This is a genomic window from Ornithinimicrobium sufpigmenti (assembly GCF_004322775.1).
Taxonomy (GTDB): domain Bacteria; phylum Actinomycetota; class Actinomycetes; order Actinomycetales; family Dermatophilaceae; genus Ornithinicoccus; species Ornithinicoccus sufpigmenti.
This window is the reverse complement of the sequence record NZ_CP036403.1, coordinates 511,427-526,093: the sequence shown is the minus strand read 5'-3', so window position 1 is coordinate 526,093 and position 14,667 is coordinate 511,427. Positions and strand designations below refer to the sequence as shown.

The 14,667-nt window shown below is 73.2% G+C and carries 16 protein-coding genes; all 16 read right to left on the bottom strand.

Annotated elements, in window-relative coordinates; all coding sequences use genetic code 11:
* Positions 1–189 precede the first annotated feature (189 nt).
* Positions 190–1,512, bottom strand: coding sequence for a glutamate-1-semialdehyde 2,1-aminomutase (gene hemL, locus ESZ52_RS02490; RefSeq protein WP_131103544.1), 1,323 nt, complete (start codon positions 1,510–1,512; stop codon positions 190–192).
* Between the two features lie 78 nt (positions 1,513–1,590).
* Positions 1,591–2,064 carry a MarR family winged helix-turn-helix transcriptional regulator gene (locus ESZ52_RS02485; RefSeq protein WP_131103543.1) on the bottom strand — a complete coding sequence of 158 codons (474 nt, stop codon included), beginning with the start codon at positions 2,062–2,064 and terminating at the stop codon, positions 1,591–1,593.
* A complete protein-coding gene (gene hemB, locus ESZ52_RS02480; protein WP_131103542.1) occupies positions 2,061–3,110 on the bottom strand; it encodes a porphobilinogen synthase in 1,050 nt (349 codons plus the stop codon). The genes ESZ52_RS02485 and hemB overlap by 4 nt, the downstream gene beginning before the upstream one ends.
* The gene (locus ESZ52_RS02475) at positions 3,110–4,771 is read right to left on the bottom strand and encodes a bifunctional uroporphyrinogen-III C-methyltransferase/uroporphyrinogen-III synthase (RefSeq protein ID WP_131103541.1); all 1,662 of its coding nucleotides are present in this window, start codon (positions 4,769–4,771) and stop codon (positions 3,110–3,112) included. Before ESZ52_RS02475 ends, hemB begins: the two co-directional genes overlap by 1 nt.
* Positions 4,768–5,775, bottom strand: coding sequence for a hydroxymethylbilane synthase (gene hemC, locus ESZ52_RS02470; protein ID WP_131103540.1), 1,008 nt, complete (start codon positions 5,773–5,775; stop codon positions 4,768–4,770). Before hemC ends, ESZ52_RS02475 begins: the two co-directional genes overlap by 4 nt.
* Positions 5,772–7,160 (bottom strand): glutamyl-tRNA reductase, encoded by a 1,389-nt coding sequence (locus ESZ52_RS02465; protein WP_131103539.1) that lies wholly within the window; start codon positions 7,158–7,160, stop codon positions 5,772–5,774. The genes hemC and ESZ52_RS02465 overlap by 4 nt, the downstream gene beginning before the upstream one ends.
* A complete protein-coding gene (locus ESZ52_RS02460; protein WP_131103538.1) occupies positions 7,157–7,825 on the bottom strand; it encodes a redox-sensing transcriptional repressor Rex in 669 nt (222 codons plus the stop codon). Before ESZ52_RS02460 ends, ESZ52_RS02465 begins: the two co-directional genes overlap by 4 nt.
* A gap of 106 nt (positions 7,826–7,931) precedes the next feature.
* A complete protein-coding gene (locus ESZ52_RS19080) occupies positions 7,932–8,348 on the bottom strand; it encodes a thioredoxin domain-containing protein (protein ID WP_181009803.1) in 417 nt (138 codons plus the stop codon).
* 44 nt (positions 8,349–8,392) lie between these two features.
* On the bottom strand, positions 8,393–8,491 hold the full coding sequence (locus ESZ52_RS02450) for a 30S ribosomal protein bS22 (protein WP_003792170.1): 99 nt from the start codon (positions 8,489–8,491) through the stop codon (positions 8,393–8,395).
* Positions 8,492–8,651: 160 nt separating this feature from the next.
* Positions 8,652–8,852, bottom strand: coding sequence for a helix-turn-helix domain-containing protein (locus ESZ52_RS02445; protein WP_131103537.1), 201 nt, complete (start codon positions 8,850–8,852; stop codon positions 8,652–8,654).
* 195 nt (positions 8,853–9,047) lie between these two features.
* Positions 9,048–10,235 carry an acetoin utilization protein AcuC gene (locus tag ESZ52_RS02440; protein ID WP_131103536.1) on the bottom strand — a complete coding sequence of 396 codons (1,188 nt, stop codon included), beginning with the start codon at positions 10,233–10,235 and terminating at the stop codon, positions 9,048–9,050.
* A gap of 117 nt (positions 10,236–10,352) precedes the next feature.
* Positions 10,353–10,892: a GNAT family N-acetyltransferase gene (locus tag ESZ52_RS02435; RefSeq protein WP_131103535.1), complete on the bottom strand. Its 540-nt coding sequence runs from the start codon at positions 10,890–10,892 to the stop codon at positions 10,353–10,355.
* Positions 10,893–10,967: 75 nt separating this feature from the next.
* A complete protein-coding gene (gene proC, locus ESZ52_RS02430) occupies positions 10,968–11,771 on the bottom strand; it encodes a pyrroline-5-carboxylate reductase (protein ID WP_131103534.1) in 804 nt (267 codons plus the stop codon).
* 53 nt (positions 11,772–11,824) lie between these two features.
* Complete coding sequence (locus ESZ52_RS02425) at positions 11,825–12,790, bottom strand: proline dehydrogenase family protein (RefSeq protein WP_181009802.1); 966 nt, start codon at positions 12,788–12,790, stop codon at positions 11,825–11,827.
* Positions 12,791–12,873: 83 nt separating this feature from the next.
* Positions 12,874–13,686, bottom strand: coding sequence for a sugar phosphate isomerase/epimerase family protein (locus tag ESZ52_RS02420; RefSeq protein WP_131103533.1), 813 nt, complete (start codon positions 13,684–13,686; stop codon positions 12,874–12,876).
* Entirely contained in the window at positions 13,683–14,642 is a 960-nt protein-coding gene (locus tag ESZ52_RS02415; RefSeq protein WP_131103532.1) for a Ppx/GppA family phosphatase, read from the bottom strand. The genes ESZ52_RS02420 and ESZ52_RS02415 overlap by 4 nt, the downstream gene beginning before the upstream one ends.
* Positions 14,643–14,667 lie beyond the last annotated feature (25 nt).

Here is a 14,667-nt window from a genome sequence, read left to right as displayed (position 1 = left end):
TGCCGATTGTCCCACGAGACTCTGGGCACCCTCTGAGCGCACGACCGCTGGCCGGACGCGCGAGGACCTATGCCGCGGCCGGCGCACTCACCTGCAGTCTCGACGTGCAGCCGCTCAGCGCGCAGGAGTACGACCCTGGCGCCTTGGTCGGTGGCGGCGGACCTGTCTGGCGCCGCTCGCCGGACCCGCTCAGGCGACCTCCGCCGCGCTCTCCTGGATCGCCGCGACCGCCACCTCGACCGCCTCGTCGTCGTGCGCGGCGGAGACGAACCACGCCTCGAAGCAGCTGGGTGGCAGGTGGACGCCGCGGCGCAGCATGGCATGGAAGAACCGGGCGAAGCGCTCCTGGTCCTGCGCCTGCGCATCGGTGTAGTTGCGCACCGCACCCTCGCGGAAGAAGACGGAGAACATCGAGCCGGCCCACTGGATCCGGTGGGGTACGCCGTGCCGCGTGAACGACTCGGTCACCGCACCGGCGAGCGCCTGGCTCACCTGGTCCAGCCGGTGGTAGGTCTGGTCGGTGCAGGCCTGCAGGGTGGCCAGGCCCGCGGCGGAGGCGACCGGGTTCCCGGACAGGGTCCCCGCCTGGTAGACCGGCCCCTCCGGGGCGAGCAGCGCCATCACGTCGGCGCGACCGCCGAAGGCCGCGGTCGGGAAGCCGCCGCCCATGACCTTGCCGAAGGTGAACAGGTCCGGGGCCCCGCCCTGCGGAGCACCCTCCAACCCGTACCAGCCGGCTCGCGAGCACCGGAACCCGGTCATCACCTCGTCACTGATGAGCAGCGCGCCGTGCTCGCGGGTCACCCGGCGCAGGGCGTCGGTGAAACCGGGCTCCGGCGGCACGACCCCCATGTTGCCGGGGGCCGCCTCGGTGATCACCGCGGCGACCTGGTCGCCGCGCTCGGCGAAGAGCTGCTCGAGGGCGGGCACGTCGTTGTAGGGCAGCACGACCGTCTCGCCGGCCGCGCTCTGCGGCACGCCGGAGCTGTCGGGCAGCGCGAAGGTCGCCACCCCCGAGCCGGCCTGCGCCAGCAGCGCGTCGACGTGACCGTGGTAGCACCCAGCGAACTTCACGACCACGGAACGGCCGGTGAACCCACGCGCCAGGCGCAGCGCGCTCATCGTCGCCTCGGTGCCGGAGTTGACCAGCCGCACCTGCTCGACGGGCTCGACCCGCGCGACGATCTCCTCGGCCAGCGCGACCTCCCGCGCCGTGGGCGTCCCGAACGAGAAGCCCTGCGCCGCGGCCTCGCTGACCGCGGCCAGCACGTCAGGGTGGGCGTGGCCCAGGATCATCGGCCCCCAGGAGCAGACGAGGTCGACGTAGCGACGTCCGTCGGCGTCCCACAGCCACGGCCCCTGCGCCCGCTCCATGAACCGCGGCGTGCCGCCGACCGAGCGGAAGGCACGGACTGGGGAGTTGACCCCGCCGGGGATGACCTCCCGGGCCCGGCCGAGCAGCTCCTCCGAGATGGGTGCGTCCAGGGGGTAGGGGGTGACCGGGTGCGTCATACCCTCCAGGGTAGGCGCGGGGCGGGAGGGGCGCCGGGTCGGGGCACCGACGCCGCGCGGCCCCGGCCGGGCACGGGCTCAGACGGCGTCGCTGGCCTCGTCGTCGCTGCGGCGGGTGGCGACCAGGACGCGGCGCATCAGCTCTCCGTGGGCCAGCAGCTCCTCCCGCATCAGGTGGTCCAGGAACGCGGTCCGCACGCTCTCGACGTGGATGGGTGCCAGCTCGCTGAGCCGGGCCCGTCCCTCCGCGGTGAGGGCCAGCTCCACGCCCCGGCCGTCCTCGCGGCTGGGTGCCCGTTCGACCCAGCCCTGCCGCTCGAGCCGGGTGGCGGTGTGGCTGACCCGGCTGCGGGACTGGACGATGAGGTCGGCCAGGACCGACATCCGCATCCGGCACCCGGGCGCCTCGGAGAGCATGCTCAGCAGCTCGTACTCCCCCAGGGACACCCCGTGGGGGGCGAGGGCCTCGTCCATCGCGACCCGCAGCACGTGGGCCGAGCGCAGGATCGCCCGCCATGCGTGCTGCTCCTGCGGGTCCAGCCAGCGGGTCATCGCCCCTGGCCCTGCAGCAGGCGGGCCGCGTGCACGGCGTAGTAGGTGAGGACGCTCTGGGCCCCTGCGCGACGGATCGAGGTCAGCGTCTCCAGGACCATCCGGTCCCGGTCCAGCCAGCCCTGGGCCGCGGCGGCCTCGATCATCGCGTACTCCCCGCTGACCTGGTAGGCCGCGACCGGCACGTCGGATGCCTGCGCGACGTCGGAGAGCACGTCGAGGTAGGGCAGGGCCGGCTTGACCATGACCATGTCGGCACCCTCGGCGAGGTCGAGGCGCAGCTCGCGCAGGCTCTCGGTGCGGTTGGCCGGGTCCTGCTGGTAGGTGGCCCGGTCGCCCTGCAGGGTGGAGGCCACCGCCTCGCGGAACGGGCCGTAGGCGGCCGAGGCGTACTTGGCGGTGTAGGCCAGGACGGCGACGTCCTGGTGCCCGGCCTGGTCGAGGGCCTCACGGACCACGCGGACCTGGCCGTCCATCATCCCGCTGGGGGCGACGACGTGGGCACCGGCCTCCGCCTGGGCGACCGCCATCTGCGCGTACACCTCGAGGGTGGCGTCGTTGTCGACGCGCCCGTCGTCGGTGAGTACCCCGCAGTGGCCGTGGTCGGTGAACTCGTCCAGGCACAGATCGCTCATCAGGACCGTGCTGTCGCCCAGCTCGTCCCGCAGCCGGCGCAGCCCGACGTTGAGCACCCCGTCGGGCCGCAGCCCGCAGGAGCCGGTGGCGTCCTTGTCCTCGGGCCGCGGCACCCCGAAGACCATGATGCCGCCGACACCCAGCGCTACCGCCTCCCGGGCGGCGGCGACCAGGCTGTCGGGGGTGTGCTGGAGCACGCCCGGCATGGAGCCGATCGGCGCCGGCTCCTCGATCCCGTCACGGACGAAGACCGGCAGGATCAGCTCGGCGGGCCGCACGCTGGTCTCCGCGACCAGCCGGCGCAGGGCCGGGGTGGTGCGCAGCCGGCGGGGCCGCTCGTGCGGACGCGAGACCGGCGGGACCGGCCGGCTCGGTTGGACCGGCTGGATCGGCTGGATCGGCTGGGGCATCACCGGCGGGACCGCGAGCGCCGGGCGGTGGCCTTGCGCTGGCTGGGCCGTACGACCGGCTCGCCGGCGGCCTGAGCCGCCTCGGCCAGGTGCCGGGCGTGCTCGGCCAGGGCGTCCACCAGCGCCACCGAGCTGGCCTCGCCCGCCACCACGTCGACCCGCAGCCCGTGCTCCTGCGCGGTCTGCGCGGTAGCCGGACCGATGCAGGCCACGACGGTGTTGGGGTGCGGCTTGCCGGCGATCCCGACCAGGTTGCGCACGGTCGAGGAGGAGGTGAAGCAGACGGCGTCGAAGGCACCGCCCTTGATCGCCTCCCGGACCGGGGCCGGGGGCGGGGAGGCACGCACGGTCCGGTATGCCGTCACGTCGTCCACCTCCCAGCCCATGTCCTGCAGGCCCGCGACGAGGGTGTCGGTGGCGATGTCCGCGCGGGGCAGGAAGACCCGGTCGATCGGGTCCAGCACCTCGTCGTAGGGCGGCCAGACCTCGAGCAGGCCGCGGGCGGAGTGCTCGCCGGTGGGCACCAGGTCGGGCTCCAGGCCCCACTCGCGCAGGGCGTCGGCGGTGACGCCGCCGACGGCTGCCAGCTTGAGCCCGGCGAAGGCCCGGGCGTCCAGGCCCAGCTCCTCGAACTTCTCCCGGATGGCCTTCACCGCGTTGACGGAGGTGAAGCCGATCCACTCGTAGCGGCCGGTGACGAGACCCTTGATCGCGCGGTCCATCTGCTGCGGGGTGCGGGGCGGCTCGACGCTGATCGTCGGCACGACGGAGGACGTGGCGCCGTAGGCCGCGATGCGGGCGGTCATCGAGCCGGACTGCTCCTTGGTGCGGGGCACCAGCACCGACCAGCCGAACAACGGCCGGCTCTCCCACCAGGACAGCTCGGAGCGCAGCTCCACCGGGTGCCCGACGACGGCGATCGAGGCGTCGGGACAGGCGGCGGCACCCGTCGCCAGGGCCTCGACGGTCTCGCCCAGGGACAGCACGCTCGTCTGCTGGCGCACGGTGGTGCCGTGCTCGGTGAGCGCGACCGGGGTCTGCGGGTCCCGGCCGGCCTCGAGCAGGCCGGTCAAGGCCTTCTGCAGCGGGTCACCGCAGCCCATGACCACCACGGTGATCTCGTCGTCGACCGAACGGCTCCAGTCGGTGCCCGAGTCCTCGGCGTCGATGAGGTGCAGAGCGCCGCCCTTGCCGACGGTGCCGGACAGGGGCATCCCGGCGTAGGCCGGCACCGACCAGACGGTCGCCACGCCCGGCACGATCTCGAAGGGGATGCCGGCCTCGCGGCAGCCGCTCGCCTCGCGGGTCAGGGCCGGGTCGGCGACCGGGTCGCCCTCGAGGAGCCGGACGACCAGGTGGCTCGGGTCGGCGTACCGGGTCGCGGTGCGCACGAGCAGCTTGACGCGCGCCGCGTCGGTGCGCTCGCGTCCGCTGTCGGTCGTGGTGAGGACGAAGTCGGCGTCGTCCCGGGTCCAGGGACCCAGCTGCTCGACCAGCTCGGCGCTGTCGAGCACCACGGTGTCAGCCGCCGCGAGGTAGTCCCGGGCCCGGACGGTGAGCAGTCCGAGGTCGCCGGGGCCGGCGCCGACGAAGGCGACGCGGGCGGCCGCCACGTGGGTCGGCAGGTGGGAGGGGTGGATGGAGAAGGCTTCGGTGCTCACAGATCTGGCTCCGGTTCGAAGGCCCCGCGGGCAGCCGCACCGCGGCTACGGTCGGCCTCGAGGCCGGCGGGGTCGGGACGGGACGTCAACTGCTCGGTCAACAGCTGTTGGGCCACCTCGTGGCCCAGGGCGACCGGATCGGTGCCGGTCGCCTCGTGGCGCTGCGTGAAGTCCTGCAGCGCCACGAAGACAGAGAGGGACAGCGCGCCGGCGGCGGCGTCCGAGGGGTGCTCGGCCGGGACGGGCGGGTCGGCCGGCGTCGCCAGCGCGGCGATGGGGGCGGTGCAGCCGGCCTCGAGGGCGGCCAGCACGGCGCGTTCGGCGGTCACCGCGGCCCGGGTGGGAGCGTGGTCGAGGGTCTGCGCCAGGAGCGTGACGAGCTCGAGGTCGTCCTCCCGGCACTCCACCGCGAGGGCGGCCTGGCCGGGCGCGGGGAGCATGATGCCCAGCTCGAGGGTGTCCGTGGCGTCGGCCAGCCGGTCCAGGCGGGCCAGGCCGGCACGGGCCAGGACCACCGCGTCCAGCTCACCGTCGTGGACAAGGTTGATCCGCGTGCCGACGTTGCCGCGGATGTCCCGGACCTGCAGGTCGGGGCGGGCCAGCGCGAGCTGGGCCGCCCGGCGCGGGGAGCCGGTGCCGATGACGGAGCCCGCGGGCAGCTCGGCCAGGGTGAGGCCGTCACGGGCCACGAGCACGTCGCGGGGGTCCTCGCGCTCGGGGACCGCCGCGATCGTCAGGTCGGGCTCGGGCGCGGTGGGGATGTCCTTGAGGGAGTGGACCGCCAGGTCCACCTCCCGGCGTCGCAGGGAGTCCCGCAGCGCGGAGGCGAAGACCCCGGTGCCGCCGATCTCCTGCAGGCTGGCCCGGGAGACGTCGCCCTCGGTGCGGACCAGCACCAGCTCCACCTCGTGGCCGGCCGCGCGCAGCCGGTCTGCGACCCACTCGGACTGGCTCGTGGCCAGCGCGCTGGCGCGGGTGCCGAGACGCAGGGACCGGGCGCTCACCGGGCACCTCCTTGGTCGGTCGGCGGCGCTGAGGAGACGACCGCGATGTCGGGCGGCGGGGAGGAGACGACCGCGATGTCGTGCGGGTCGAGGTCGAACAGCTCGCGGAGGGCGTGGCCGTAGTCGCCCACGCCGCCGGTGTCGACCGACTGCAGCTGCCTGGCCCGGACGCTCGGGGTGTGCAGCAGCTTGTCCACGACCCGCTGGACCGTGCGCCGGACCTCGGCGCGCTCGTCCTCGGGCAGGTGCGGCAGGCGCTGGTCCAGGCGGGCCATCTCGGCGTCGACGACCTTCGCGGCCCTGGAGCGCAGCGCAGCCAGGGTGGGCGCGATCCGGGCAGCCCGTCGCTCGGTCAGGTAGCCGGCGACCTCGGCGGTCACCAGGTCACGCACCGCGGCGAGGGCGTCCTGCTCCTGGGCCTGCTGGGTGGCGTCCTGGGTCGCGGGCCGGGCGTGCTCGGCCTCGGCCTGCAGCTCGGCCAGGCCCCACAGGTGCACGCCCGCCAGGTGGCCCACCTCGGGGTCGATGTCGCGGGGCAGGGCCAGGTCGAGGACGACCTGGGGAGCACCCGTGCGGCCGGCGTCCAGCCGGGCCTGGGCCAGCGCGGCCGCGTCCAGCACCTGACCCACCGCGCCGGTCGTGGTGATGAGCAGGTCGGCAGAACCGGCTCGGGCCGCCATCTCCGGCCAGCCGGCCGCGCGCACCCCGTGACGGTCGGCGAGCCGCCTGGCGGTGGCGCCGGTGCGGTTGACGACGGTCACATCGGTGATCCCGTCCCGCACCAGGGTCGCGACGGCGAGACCGGACATGGCTCCGGCCCCCAGCACGACGGTCCGGACCTCGGTCAGGTCGCCCAGGACCTGCCTGGCTTGGTCTAGCCCGAGGGTCACCAGGGAGCGGGACACCTCGTCGATGGAGGTCTCGGCGTGGGCCCGCTTGCCGACCCGCAGCGCCTTCTGCAGCAGCGGGTTCAGGGCCGGTCCAAGGCGGGCGTCCCGCTGGGCGGCGGCCAGCGCGGCGCGCAGCTGGCCCAGGATCTGGCTCTCTCCGACCGCCATCGAGTCCAGGCCGCAGGCCAGGTTGAACAGGTGGGCCACCGCGCGCTCGTCGTGGTGCACGTACAGGTGCGGCGACAGCTGGTCGTGGTCCAGCCCGCTCAGCTCGCACAGCAGCTCGCCGATCTCGGACACCGCACCGTGGAAGGTGCTGGCCTCCACGACCACCTCGAGGCGGTTGCAGGTGGCGAGCACCATCGCCTCCTCGACGTTCCCGGCGGAATGCACCTGCCGAGCCAGTGCGTCGGCGCCCTGGTTGTCGAGGGCCACCCGCTCGAGCAGGTCGATGGGAGCGCTGTGGTGGGAGATGCCGACGACCAGGACGCTCACGAGACCACCCCCGTCTGGGCCTCGGCGGTCACCAGCGAGCGCTGGTGCTGGTGGAAGGCCAGGATCTGCAGCTCGGTGCCGAGGTCGACGGCACGCACGTCGACATCGGCCGGGACGGTGAGCACCCCGGGGGCGAAGGTCAGGATGGACCGCACCCCGAGCGCGACCAGCTGGTCGGCGACGGACTGGGCCTGGTCCCCCGGGGTCGTGATGACACCGACCGAGACCGGCGTGGTGAGCGGGTCCAGGTCCTCCAGGCGGCAGACCGGCATACCCTCCACCGTGGTGCCGACCACGGCCGGGTCGCGGTCGGCCACGGCGACCACGCGGAAGCCGCGGGTGGCCAGACCGCCGTAGGCGGCCAGCGCACGACCCAGGTTGCCCATGCCGACGATGACGACGGGCCAGTCCTGGGAGAGCCCCAGCTCGGCCGAGACCTGCTCCGAGAGCCGCGCGACGTCGTAGCCCACGCCACGCACGCCGTAGGAGCCGAGGTGGGACAGGTCCTTGCGCACCTGGGCCGAGCGGACACCGGCGAGGGCGGCGAGCTCCTCGCTGGAGACGGAGCGCCGCCCCTGGTCGGCGAGGCCGGAGAGTGCCTGGAGATAACCCGGGAGTCGTCCGACGGTGGCTTCCGGCACCCCCCGTCGGGTGGACTCGGCCATCACGGCGGCACCGGCTCCTCTCGTTGGACGGCGTCGACCGGGAGGGCTTATATCAGACCCTTGCACGACGGCGACGCGGACCCCCTCACTGTATGGCGGGACCCCCTCATCCTCCAAAACGGCGGGATCCAGGGGATCCACGACCCTTGTCGTCGCGGCCCAGCAGCCCGGCGAGCTGCCCCGGCTCCACCCGGTAGTGGGCCACCTCCCGGCCGTCGACCAGCAGCACCGGCACCAGCGTGGTCCACCGCTCGTGCTGCTCGGCGCTGATCTGCCCGGCGCGCAGGGCGGCGTCCACGTCGAGCGTGCGGGGCTCCCCCCCGGGGCCAAGCCCGGCTCCCACCACCGCCAGCATCTCCTCGCACAGGTGGCAGCCCGCCCGGGTCACGACGACCACCTCGGGTGAGGGCTGCGCCGCCCGGCGGCTCGCGGCCTCAGGGCGTCGCCGCCACAACCGGTCCCACATGCCGACCTCCTTCCCGGGCACGACGATGGCGCCCGACCCGGAGGGGTGGGGCGCCATGCCTGTGCGGTGGTCCGGCCACCTGACAGCGACCGGACTCTCAGTCACTTCTTGTTGCGACGCTGGTGACGCGTCTTGCGCAGCAGCTTGCGGTGCTTCTTCTTCGCCATGCGCTTGCGGCGCTTCTTGATCACGGAGCCCATAGGCAGTCCTTTGTTCGTCGGTCGTGGTGCATGCGCTCTCGACGCGGGCCGGTGCGCACAACGGATTGGATCAGCCTAACGCGGCGGGACAGGACCGCCCAAACGTGCCCACCCAGACGCGACGGTGCGGGGGCGGGGGTCGGCTGCGGAGGGCAGGCCCTCAGGCGGTGCCGTGGTAGGAGTCCTGGAGGTAGTCGTGCACCGCCTGCTCCGGGACACGGAACGAGCGGCCCACGCGCACGGCGGGAAGCTCTCCGGAGTGCACCAGGCGGTACACCGTCATCTTGGACACGCGCATGACGGCGGCCACCTCGGCCACGGTCATGAACGTCATCTCAGCGAGCTGGCGCTCATCTGCCATAGGACGCATCCCGTCTCTCTTCACGCGGGTGTGCGAACTCGGCTTCCCCTCCGGCACGCTGACCCGACTCTTGGTTGTCGGGCCTAACCATAGGGGCAGATGTGGTCCTTGCGAAAGTCGTTGTGGAAGAAAAGTCCAGCCTGACACGCCGGGCGTGACCAACGAGTCAGCTGTGGCGCACGTGGCGCGAGGTCCTCAGTCGAAGTAGGGGTCGAGTCCCCAGCCGGGGAAGATGGCGCGGCGGGTGGCCATGATGGCCGAGTCGACGGGGTCCTCGGGCTGGTAGCCGTCCTCCCAGCGTCCGTAGCGGATCGGCCGGCCACCACGGTCCCCCATGAGCGTCGGCGCCTCCCTGCCGTAGACCTCCAGGACGTAGTCGCGCCAGGACTGCGGCACGGGCGCCGAGGGGTCGACGGGGCGACCGGTGACCACGCCGATGAGGTGGGTCCAGGCCCGGGGCACGACGTCGACCAGCTCATACCCCCCACCGCCCAGGGAGACCCAGCGGCCCTCGGCGGTGTCCTCGGCCAGCTCGGCCACCCAGCCGCAGGCCACCGCCAGCGCGTCCATCGAGACGGTCAGGTGGGCCAGCGGGTCGGCATAGTGGCAGTCGCAGCCGTGCTGGCTGACGACGACCTGCGGGTTGAAGGCCCGGACGATGGTGGGGACCACCGCCTGGTAGGCGCGCAGCCACCCCTCGTCGCCCGTGCCCGGCGGCAGCGCGATGTTGACGGCCGTGTCCTGCGCCTTGGGGCCGCCGGTGTCGCCGGGGAAACCGGTCCCGGGGTAGAGCGCCCGGCCGCTCTCGTGCATCGACACGGTCAGCACCCGGGGGTCGTTCCAGAAGACGCGCTCCACGCCATCGCCGTGGTGCACGTCCAGGTCGAGGTACACCACGCGCTCCGCGCCCAGGTCCAGCATCCGCTTGATCCCCACGGCGATGTCGTTGTAGACGCAGAAGCCCGCCGACGCCTCGGGCATCGCGTGGTGCATCCCGCCGGCGATGTTCACCGCCCGCTTGGTCCGCCCCGACCACACGGCCTCGCAGGCCGCCAGGGTGCCGCCGACGCCGTAGGAGGAGGCCTCGTGCATGCCGGCGAACGCGGGGGTGTCCTCGGTGCCGACGCCGTGCCGGCCGCGGGCCAGGCTCGGGTCGGCCGAGACCTTCTTGACCTCGGTCACATGGTCCGGGCTGTGCACGGTGAGCAGGTCCGCCACCCGGGCCGGCTCCACGGGGACCACCTCGACGTCGTCGTGGTCGAGCAGGCCCAGCGCCGTGGCCAGCCGGTAGGTGAGATCGAGCCGGCTGGGGTGCATGGGGTGGCCCGGTCCGAAGTCGTAGGCCGTGTAGCGCTCGTCCCACATCACCCATGAGCCGCTCATGGGCCCAACGTAGTCCACGCCCGGGGCCGACCCGCCGACGGTCGAGACTGCACAGAGGCCGGCATGGCCCACCCTGGGCCGGCACCGACCGGCGTGGCCGGGCTCAGGGGTGGGAGGTCACAGAGAGGTGGGAACCCCGGCCGCGTCCCCGAGGGGGTAGACCATCTTCATCTCCTCGGACTCGGCGTCCTCCGCGTCGACGCCGTGGATCCGCATCGGGCGGCGGTCGTCGGTCGGACGGAAGCCGAAGCTGGACGCGAAGGCGACCGCGCGGCCGTTGTCGGTCCCGACCCAGTAGACCAGCTGCTTCAGGCCGGCGCCGCGGGCCACGACGGCGGCGTGCTCGAGCAGCCGCCGGGCGACGCCGCTGCCGCGGCGGTCCGCCTGGACCCACAGGCCGAAGAGCTCGCCGATGTCGTCGGACTGGGTGCGGTGGACACCGCCGACGCTGGCCACGCCGATCACGTCGCCGTTCTCCTCGGCGAGCAGCCGCTGGGAGCGGGCGAGCCGCTCCTGCCAGACCGCGTCCTCCAGGCTCTCTTCCTCCTCGGCGGAGGCGACGAAGGCCTCGGGAGACTCACGCAACGCCCGCAGACGCACACTCTTGTAGGTCTGCCACTCGTCCTCGTCCAGGACGCGCACGTGAATCTCGCTCATGTTCCCTACTCTGTCATACGGGTTCCGGCGTCCCTCGCCCGGCAGGGTGAACTCTGAGGTGACCTGCACCCTGGCTCACTCGGGCCGAGGAGAAAGCTCCCGGGACCGGACCGCGGCCGCCTCCATCGCGGTGAGGAAGGCTGCCCTGACCTTGTGATCCTCGAGCGCCCGGAGCGCAGCAACGCTGGTGCCGCCGGGGCTGGAGACCTGCTCACGGAGCACCGTGGGGTGGTGCCCCGTCTCGCGGATCATCGTGGCGGCACCATACAACGTCTGGACGACGAGCTCTGTCGCGGTGTCCCGGGGCAGCCCCAGCAGGACCCCTGCCTCGATCATCGCCTCGACCACGTAGAAGATGTAGGCCGGTCCGCTGCCGCTGATGGCGGTGACCGCGTCCTGGTGGCCCTCGTCGAGCACGATCACGCGGCCCACGTGCTCCAGCAGGGCCCTGGCCTGAGCCAGGTGCTCGGGCGTGCAGTGCCGTCCCGGGCTGAGCGCGGACATGCCCTGGTCCACCAGGGCCGGGGTGTTCGGCATCACCCGCACGACCGAGGTGCCCTCGGCCAGCCGGGCCTCCAGGAACGCCGTGCTGATCCCGGCGGCGATCGACACGACGAGGGTCTCCGGCCGCATCTGATCACGGATCTGGTCGATGAGCGCCGACATGTCCTGCGGCTTGACGGCCAGCACGACGGTCTGCGCCGCGGCCACGGCCTCCTCGGCGCTGTCGTGCCGGGCACCGTGGGGCAGCGCCACCTGCGCGGCCCGTTCGGCGGACTTGTCGGCGACGATGATGTCGGAGGGCCGGTGGCCGGAGCGGACCAGTGCGGCGACCAACGTCCCGCCCATCACCCCCGCGCCCAGGACGGCGATCGTCATACCCTGCTCGTCCCTCTGCTCATCCCTGTGCCCGTCCCCCTGCACACCCCTGCTCATCCCCGGCTCGCCAGGCCGCGCAGGAAGAAGCTCAGGTTGGCGGGGCGCTCGGCCATCCGCCGGACGAGGTACCCGTACCAGTCCTGGCCGTAGGGCAGGTAGACGCGCATCTGGGCGCCGGCACCCGCGAGGCGCCGCTGCTCCTCCGGTCGGATGCCGAGGAGCATCTGGAACTCGAAGCTGTCCGCGGAGCGCTGGGCCTTGGCCGCCAGCACGCTGGTGATCTCGATCAGCCGCGGGTCGTGGCTGGCCACCATCGGGTAGCCCTGACCCTGCAGCAGGATCTTCAGGCACCGCACGTAGGCCCGGTCGACATCGCCGGAGTCCTGGTAGGCCACGCTCGCCGGCTCCTTGTAGGCGCCCTTGCACAGGCGCACCCGCGAACCCTCGTGGGCGAGGTCGCGGCAGTCCTCCTCGGTCCGGTAGAGGTAGCTCTGCAGGGCCACCCCCACCCACGGCCAGTCCTGGCGCAGCTCCCGCACCGTGGCCAGGGTGAGGTCGGTCGTGGTGTGGTCCTCCATGTCGACGGTCACGGTCGTGCCGACGTTGGCGGCGGCCTGGCAGACCGCGCGCGCGTGGTCCAGCGCGATGCGGTGACCGTCGCGGCCCAGGGCCTGACCCAGCGCGGACAGCTTCAGGCTCACCTCGACGGTCCCGTCGGCGGTCAGGCCGGCGTCGGAGAGCGCACCCAGCAGCTCCAGGTACGCGTCCCTGGTGCTGGCCGCCTGCTCCGGGTCCAGGGTGTCCTCGCCGAGGTAGTCGATGGTGACCCGGCGCCGCGTCTCGACCAGCTCGCCCGCGACGCGGACGGCGTCCGGCGTCTCCTCGCCGGCGACGAAGCGCTTGACCACGTCCCGGCTGACCGGCGCCTGCTGGATGAGCTGCCGGAGCTGGTCGTTGCGGCTCACGCCCAGCAGGGTCTGCCGCAGCACGGCCGAGGGGTTGAGATCGGCGAGGTCCATGGGCGCAAGGCTACGCCTGCGGGTGCTCAGGGCCGCGCGCGAGGCTGCCGCCTGCACAGCGCCTTGAGGACTGCCCGGTGCCTTCAGGAGGTATGCCGCCGCGCGCCGGGCAGGTCGTGCTGGCCCAGGTGCTCGCGGGCGAAGGCGAGGGACTCGGCGAGCGCCTCCTCCCGCGACGGGGAGGACATGCGGCGGGTGCCGACCTCCAGGCTGACGATGCCGGTGAAGTCCTGGTCGACGAGGAACTCCAGCACCTCCTGACAGCGCTGACCGCCCCGGCCGGGCACCAGGTGCTCGTCCTTGAACGAGCCGAAGGAGTCGCCGAGGTGCACGTGGCGGATCCGCGGTCCCAGGTCCCGGGCGAGCTCCAGGGCGTCGGTGCCGGCGGTCGCGGCGTGGCTGATGTCCAGCGTGACGTGCTCGTAGGGATAGGGGCGCGGGTCGGGCCCGGGCAGGTAGGCCTGCATCGCCGAGGCCCCGGTACGCCAGGGGAACATGTTCTCCACCGCGATCGGGACGCCCCAGCGCTCCTCCCGCTCTGCCACCCCCTCGACGAACCCCTCGGCATACCCCCGCTGCCACCGGAAGGGAGGATGGGCCACGACGCACTGGGCGCCGACCTCGGCCGCCAGGTCCAGGGCGCGTTCGATCTTGCCCCACGGCTCCCAGCCCCAGAGCCGCTGGGCGAGGAGCAGGGTGGGCGCGTGGATGGCCCCGATCGCCAGCTCGTGCAGCTCGGCCAGGGCGTTGAGCGCGCCGGCCTCCTGGGTGACCGGATCGGTCCAGACCATGATCTCCACGCCGTCGTAGCCCAGGCGCTGGGCCAGGTCGAAGGCGTAGGCGGCGTTCTCGGGGTAGACCGAGGAGGTCGACAGGTGCACGGGGATGTGGTTCATGCCCGGTACCCGTTCGTGGAGTCGTCACGGCCGGTGAGGGAGTCCAGGAAACGCAGGATCAGACCTTCCCGCAGGGCCCAGGGGCAGACCGTGAGCGTGTCCAGCCCGAGCAGGTCCATGGACGCCTCGACGACGACCGCGCCGGCGAGCAGCTGCGGGGCGCGGGCGGCAGAGACCCCGGGCAGGTTCGCGCGCTTGGCCGCCGGCATCAGGGCCAGCTTCTGGACCAGCTCGGTGAGGTCGGCCAGGGCCAGGGTCCGGGGCACGTAGGGGCCCTCGGCCCGCGGTGCCGCACCACAGGCCCGGGCCAGGGAGCGGATCGTCTTGCTGGTACCGACGGCCAGCTGCGGCTCGCCCACCCGGGCCAGCCGGGGCTGGAGGCTGGCGATCTCGGAGCGGACCCGCTTGCGCAGCACCTTGAGCTCGCCGGCTCCGGGTGGGTCCTTGCTCAGCTCGCGGGTCAGCCGGCCTGCGCCGAGGGGAACCGACAGGGCGACGTCCGGATCCTCGTCGAGCCCGGCAGCCAGCTCCAGGGAGCCCCCGCCGATGTCGATGAGCAGCAGCCGGCCCGCCGACCAGCCGAACCAGCGCCGTGCCGCCAGGAAGGTGACCCGCGCCTCGGCGTCACCCTCCAGCACGTCGAGGTCCACTCCTGAGGAGGCCTTGACCTGGGCCAGCACGTCCTCGGTGTTCCCTGCGTCGCGGATCGCGCTGGTCGCGAAGCCCATGAGCTGCTTGACCCCGCGCTCCTCGGCGACCTCGACGCACTCGCCCACGAAGCGGGAGAGCAGCTGCGCCCCCTCGGCGGAGATGTCGCCGCCTGGGGTCATGTGCTCGGCCAGCCGCAGCACGGTGCTGTGGGAGTAGTCCGGCATCGGGTGCGCACCCGGGTGGTAGGCATCCACGACCAGCAGGTGCACCGTGTTCGAACCCACGTCGATGACACCTAGGCGCATGGGCTCATTATCCCCTCTCCCTCCC

What these genes read in the sequence shown, in the direction of transcription:
- ESZ52_RS02425 (WP_181009802.1), bottom strand. Translation starts at nt 12,790, where the DNA reads ATGGACCTCGCCGATCTCAACCCCTCGGCCGTGCTGCGGCAGACCCTG.
- ESZ52_RS02415 (WP_131103532.1), bottom strand. Translation starts at nt 14,642, where the DNA reads ATGCGCCTAGGTGTCATCGACGTGGGTTCGAACACGGTGCACCTGCTG.
- ESZ52_RS02485 (WP_131103543.1), bottom strand. Translation starts at nt 2,064, where the DNA reads ATGACCCGCTGGCTGGACCCGCAGGAGCAGCACGCATGGCGGGCGATC.
- ESZ52_RS02420 (WP_131103533.1), bottom strand. Translation starts at nt 13,686, where the DNA reads ATGAACCACATCCCCGTGCACCTGTCGACCTCCTCGGTCTACCCCGAG.
- hemL (WP_131103544.1), bottom strand. Translation starts at nt 1,512, where the DNA reads ATGACGCACCCGGTCACCCCCTACCCCCTGGACGCACCCATCTCGGAG.
- ESZ52_RS19080 (WP_181009803.1), bottom strand. Translation starts at nt 8,348, where the DNA reads ATGGCGCCCCACCCCTCCGGGTCGGGCGCCATCGTCGTGCCCGGGAAG.
- ESZ52_RS02460 (WP_131103538.1), bottom strand. Translation starts at nt 7,825, where the DNA reads ATGGCCGAGTCCACCCGACGGGGGGTGCCGGAAGCCACCGTCGGACGA.
- ESZ52_RS02440 (WP_131103536.1), bottom strand. Translation starts at nt 10,235, where the DNA reads ATGAGCGGCTCATGGGTGATGTGGGACGAGCGCTACACGGCCTACGAC.
- ESZ52_RS02435 (WP_131103535.1), bottom strand. Translation starts at nt 10,892, where the DNA reads ATGAGCGAGATTCACGTGCGCGTCCTGGACGAGGACGAGTGGCAGACC.
- ESZ52_RS02445 (WP_131103537.1), bottom strand. Translation starts at nt 8,852, where the DNA reads ATGGCAGATGAGCGCCAGCTCGCTGAGATGACGTTCATGACCGTGGCC.
- proC (WP_131103534.1), bottom strand. Translation starts at nt 11,771, where the DNA reads ATGACGATCGCCGTCCTGGGCGCGGGGGTGATGGGCGGGACGTTGGTC.
- hemB (WP_131103542.1), bottom strand. Translation starts at nt 3,110, where the DNA reads ATGCCCCAGCCGATCCAGCCGATCCAGCCGGTCCAACCGAGCCGGCCG.
- ESZ52_RS02450 (WP_003792170.1), bottom strand. Translation starts at nt 8,491, where the DNA reads ATGGGCTCCGTGATCAAGAAGCGCCGCAAGCGCATGGCGAAGAAGAAG.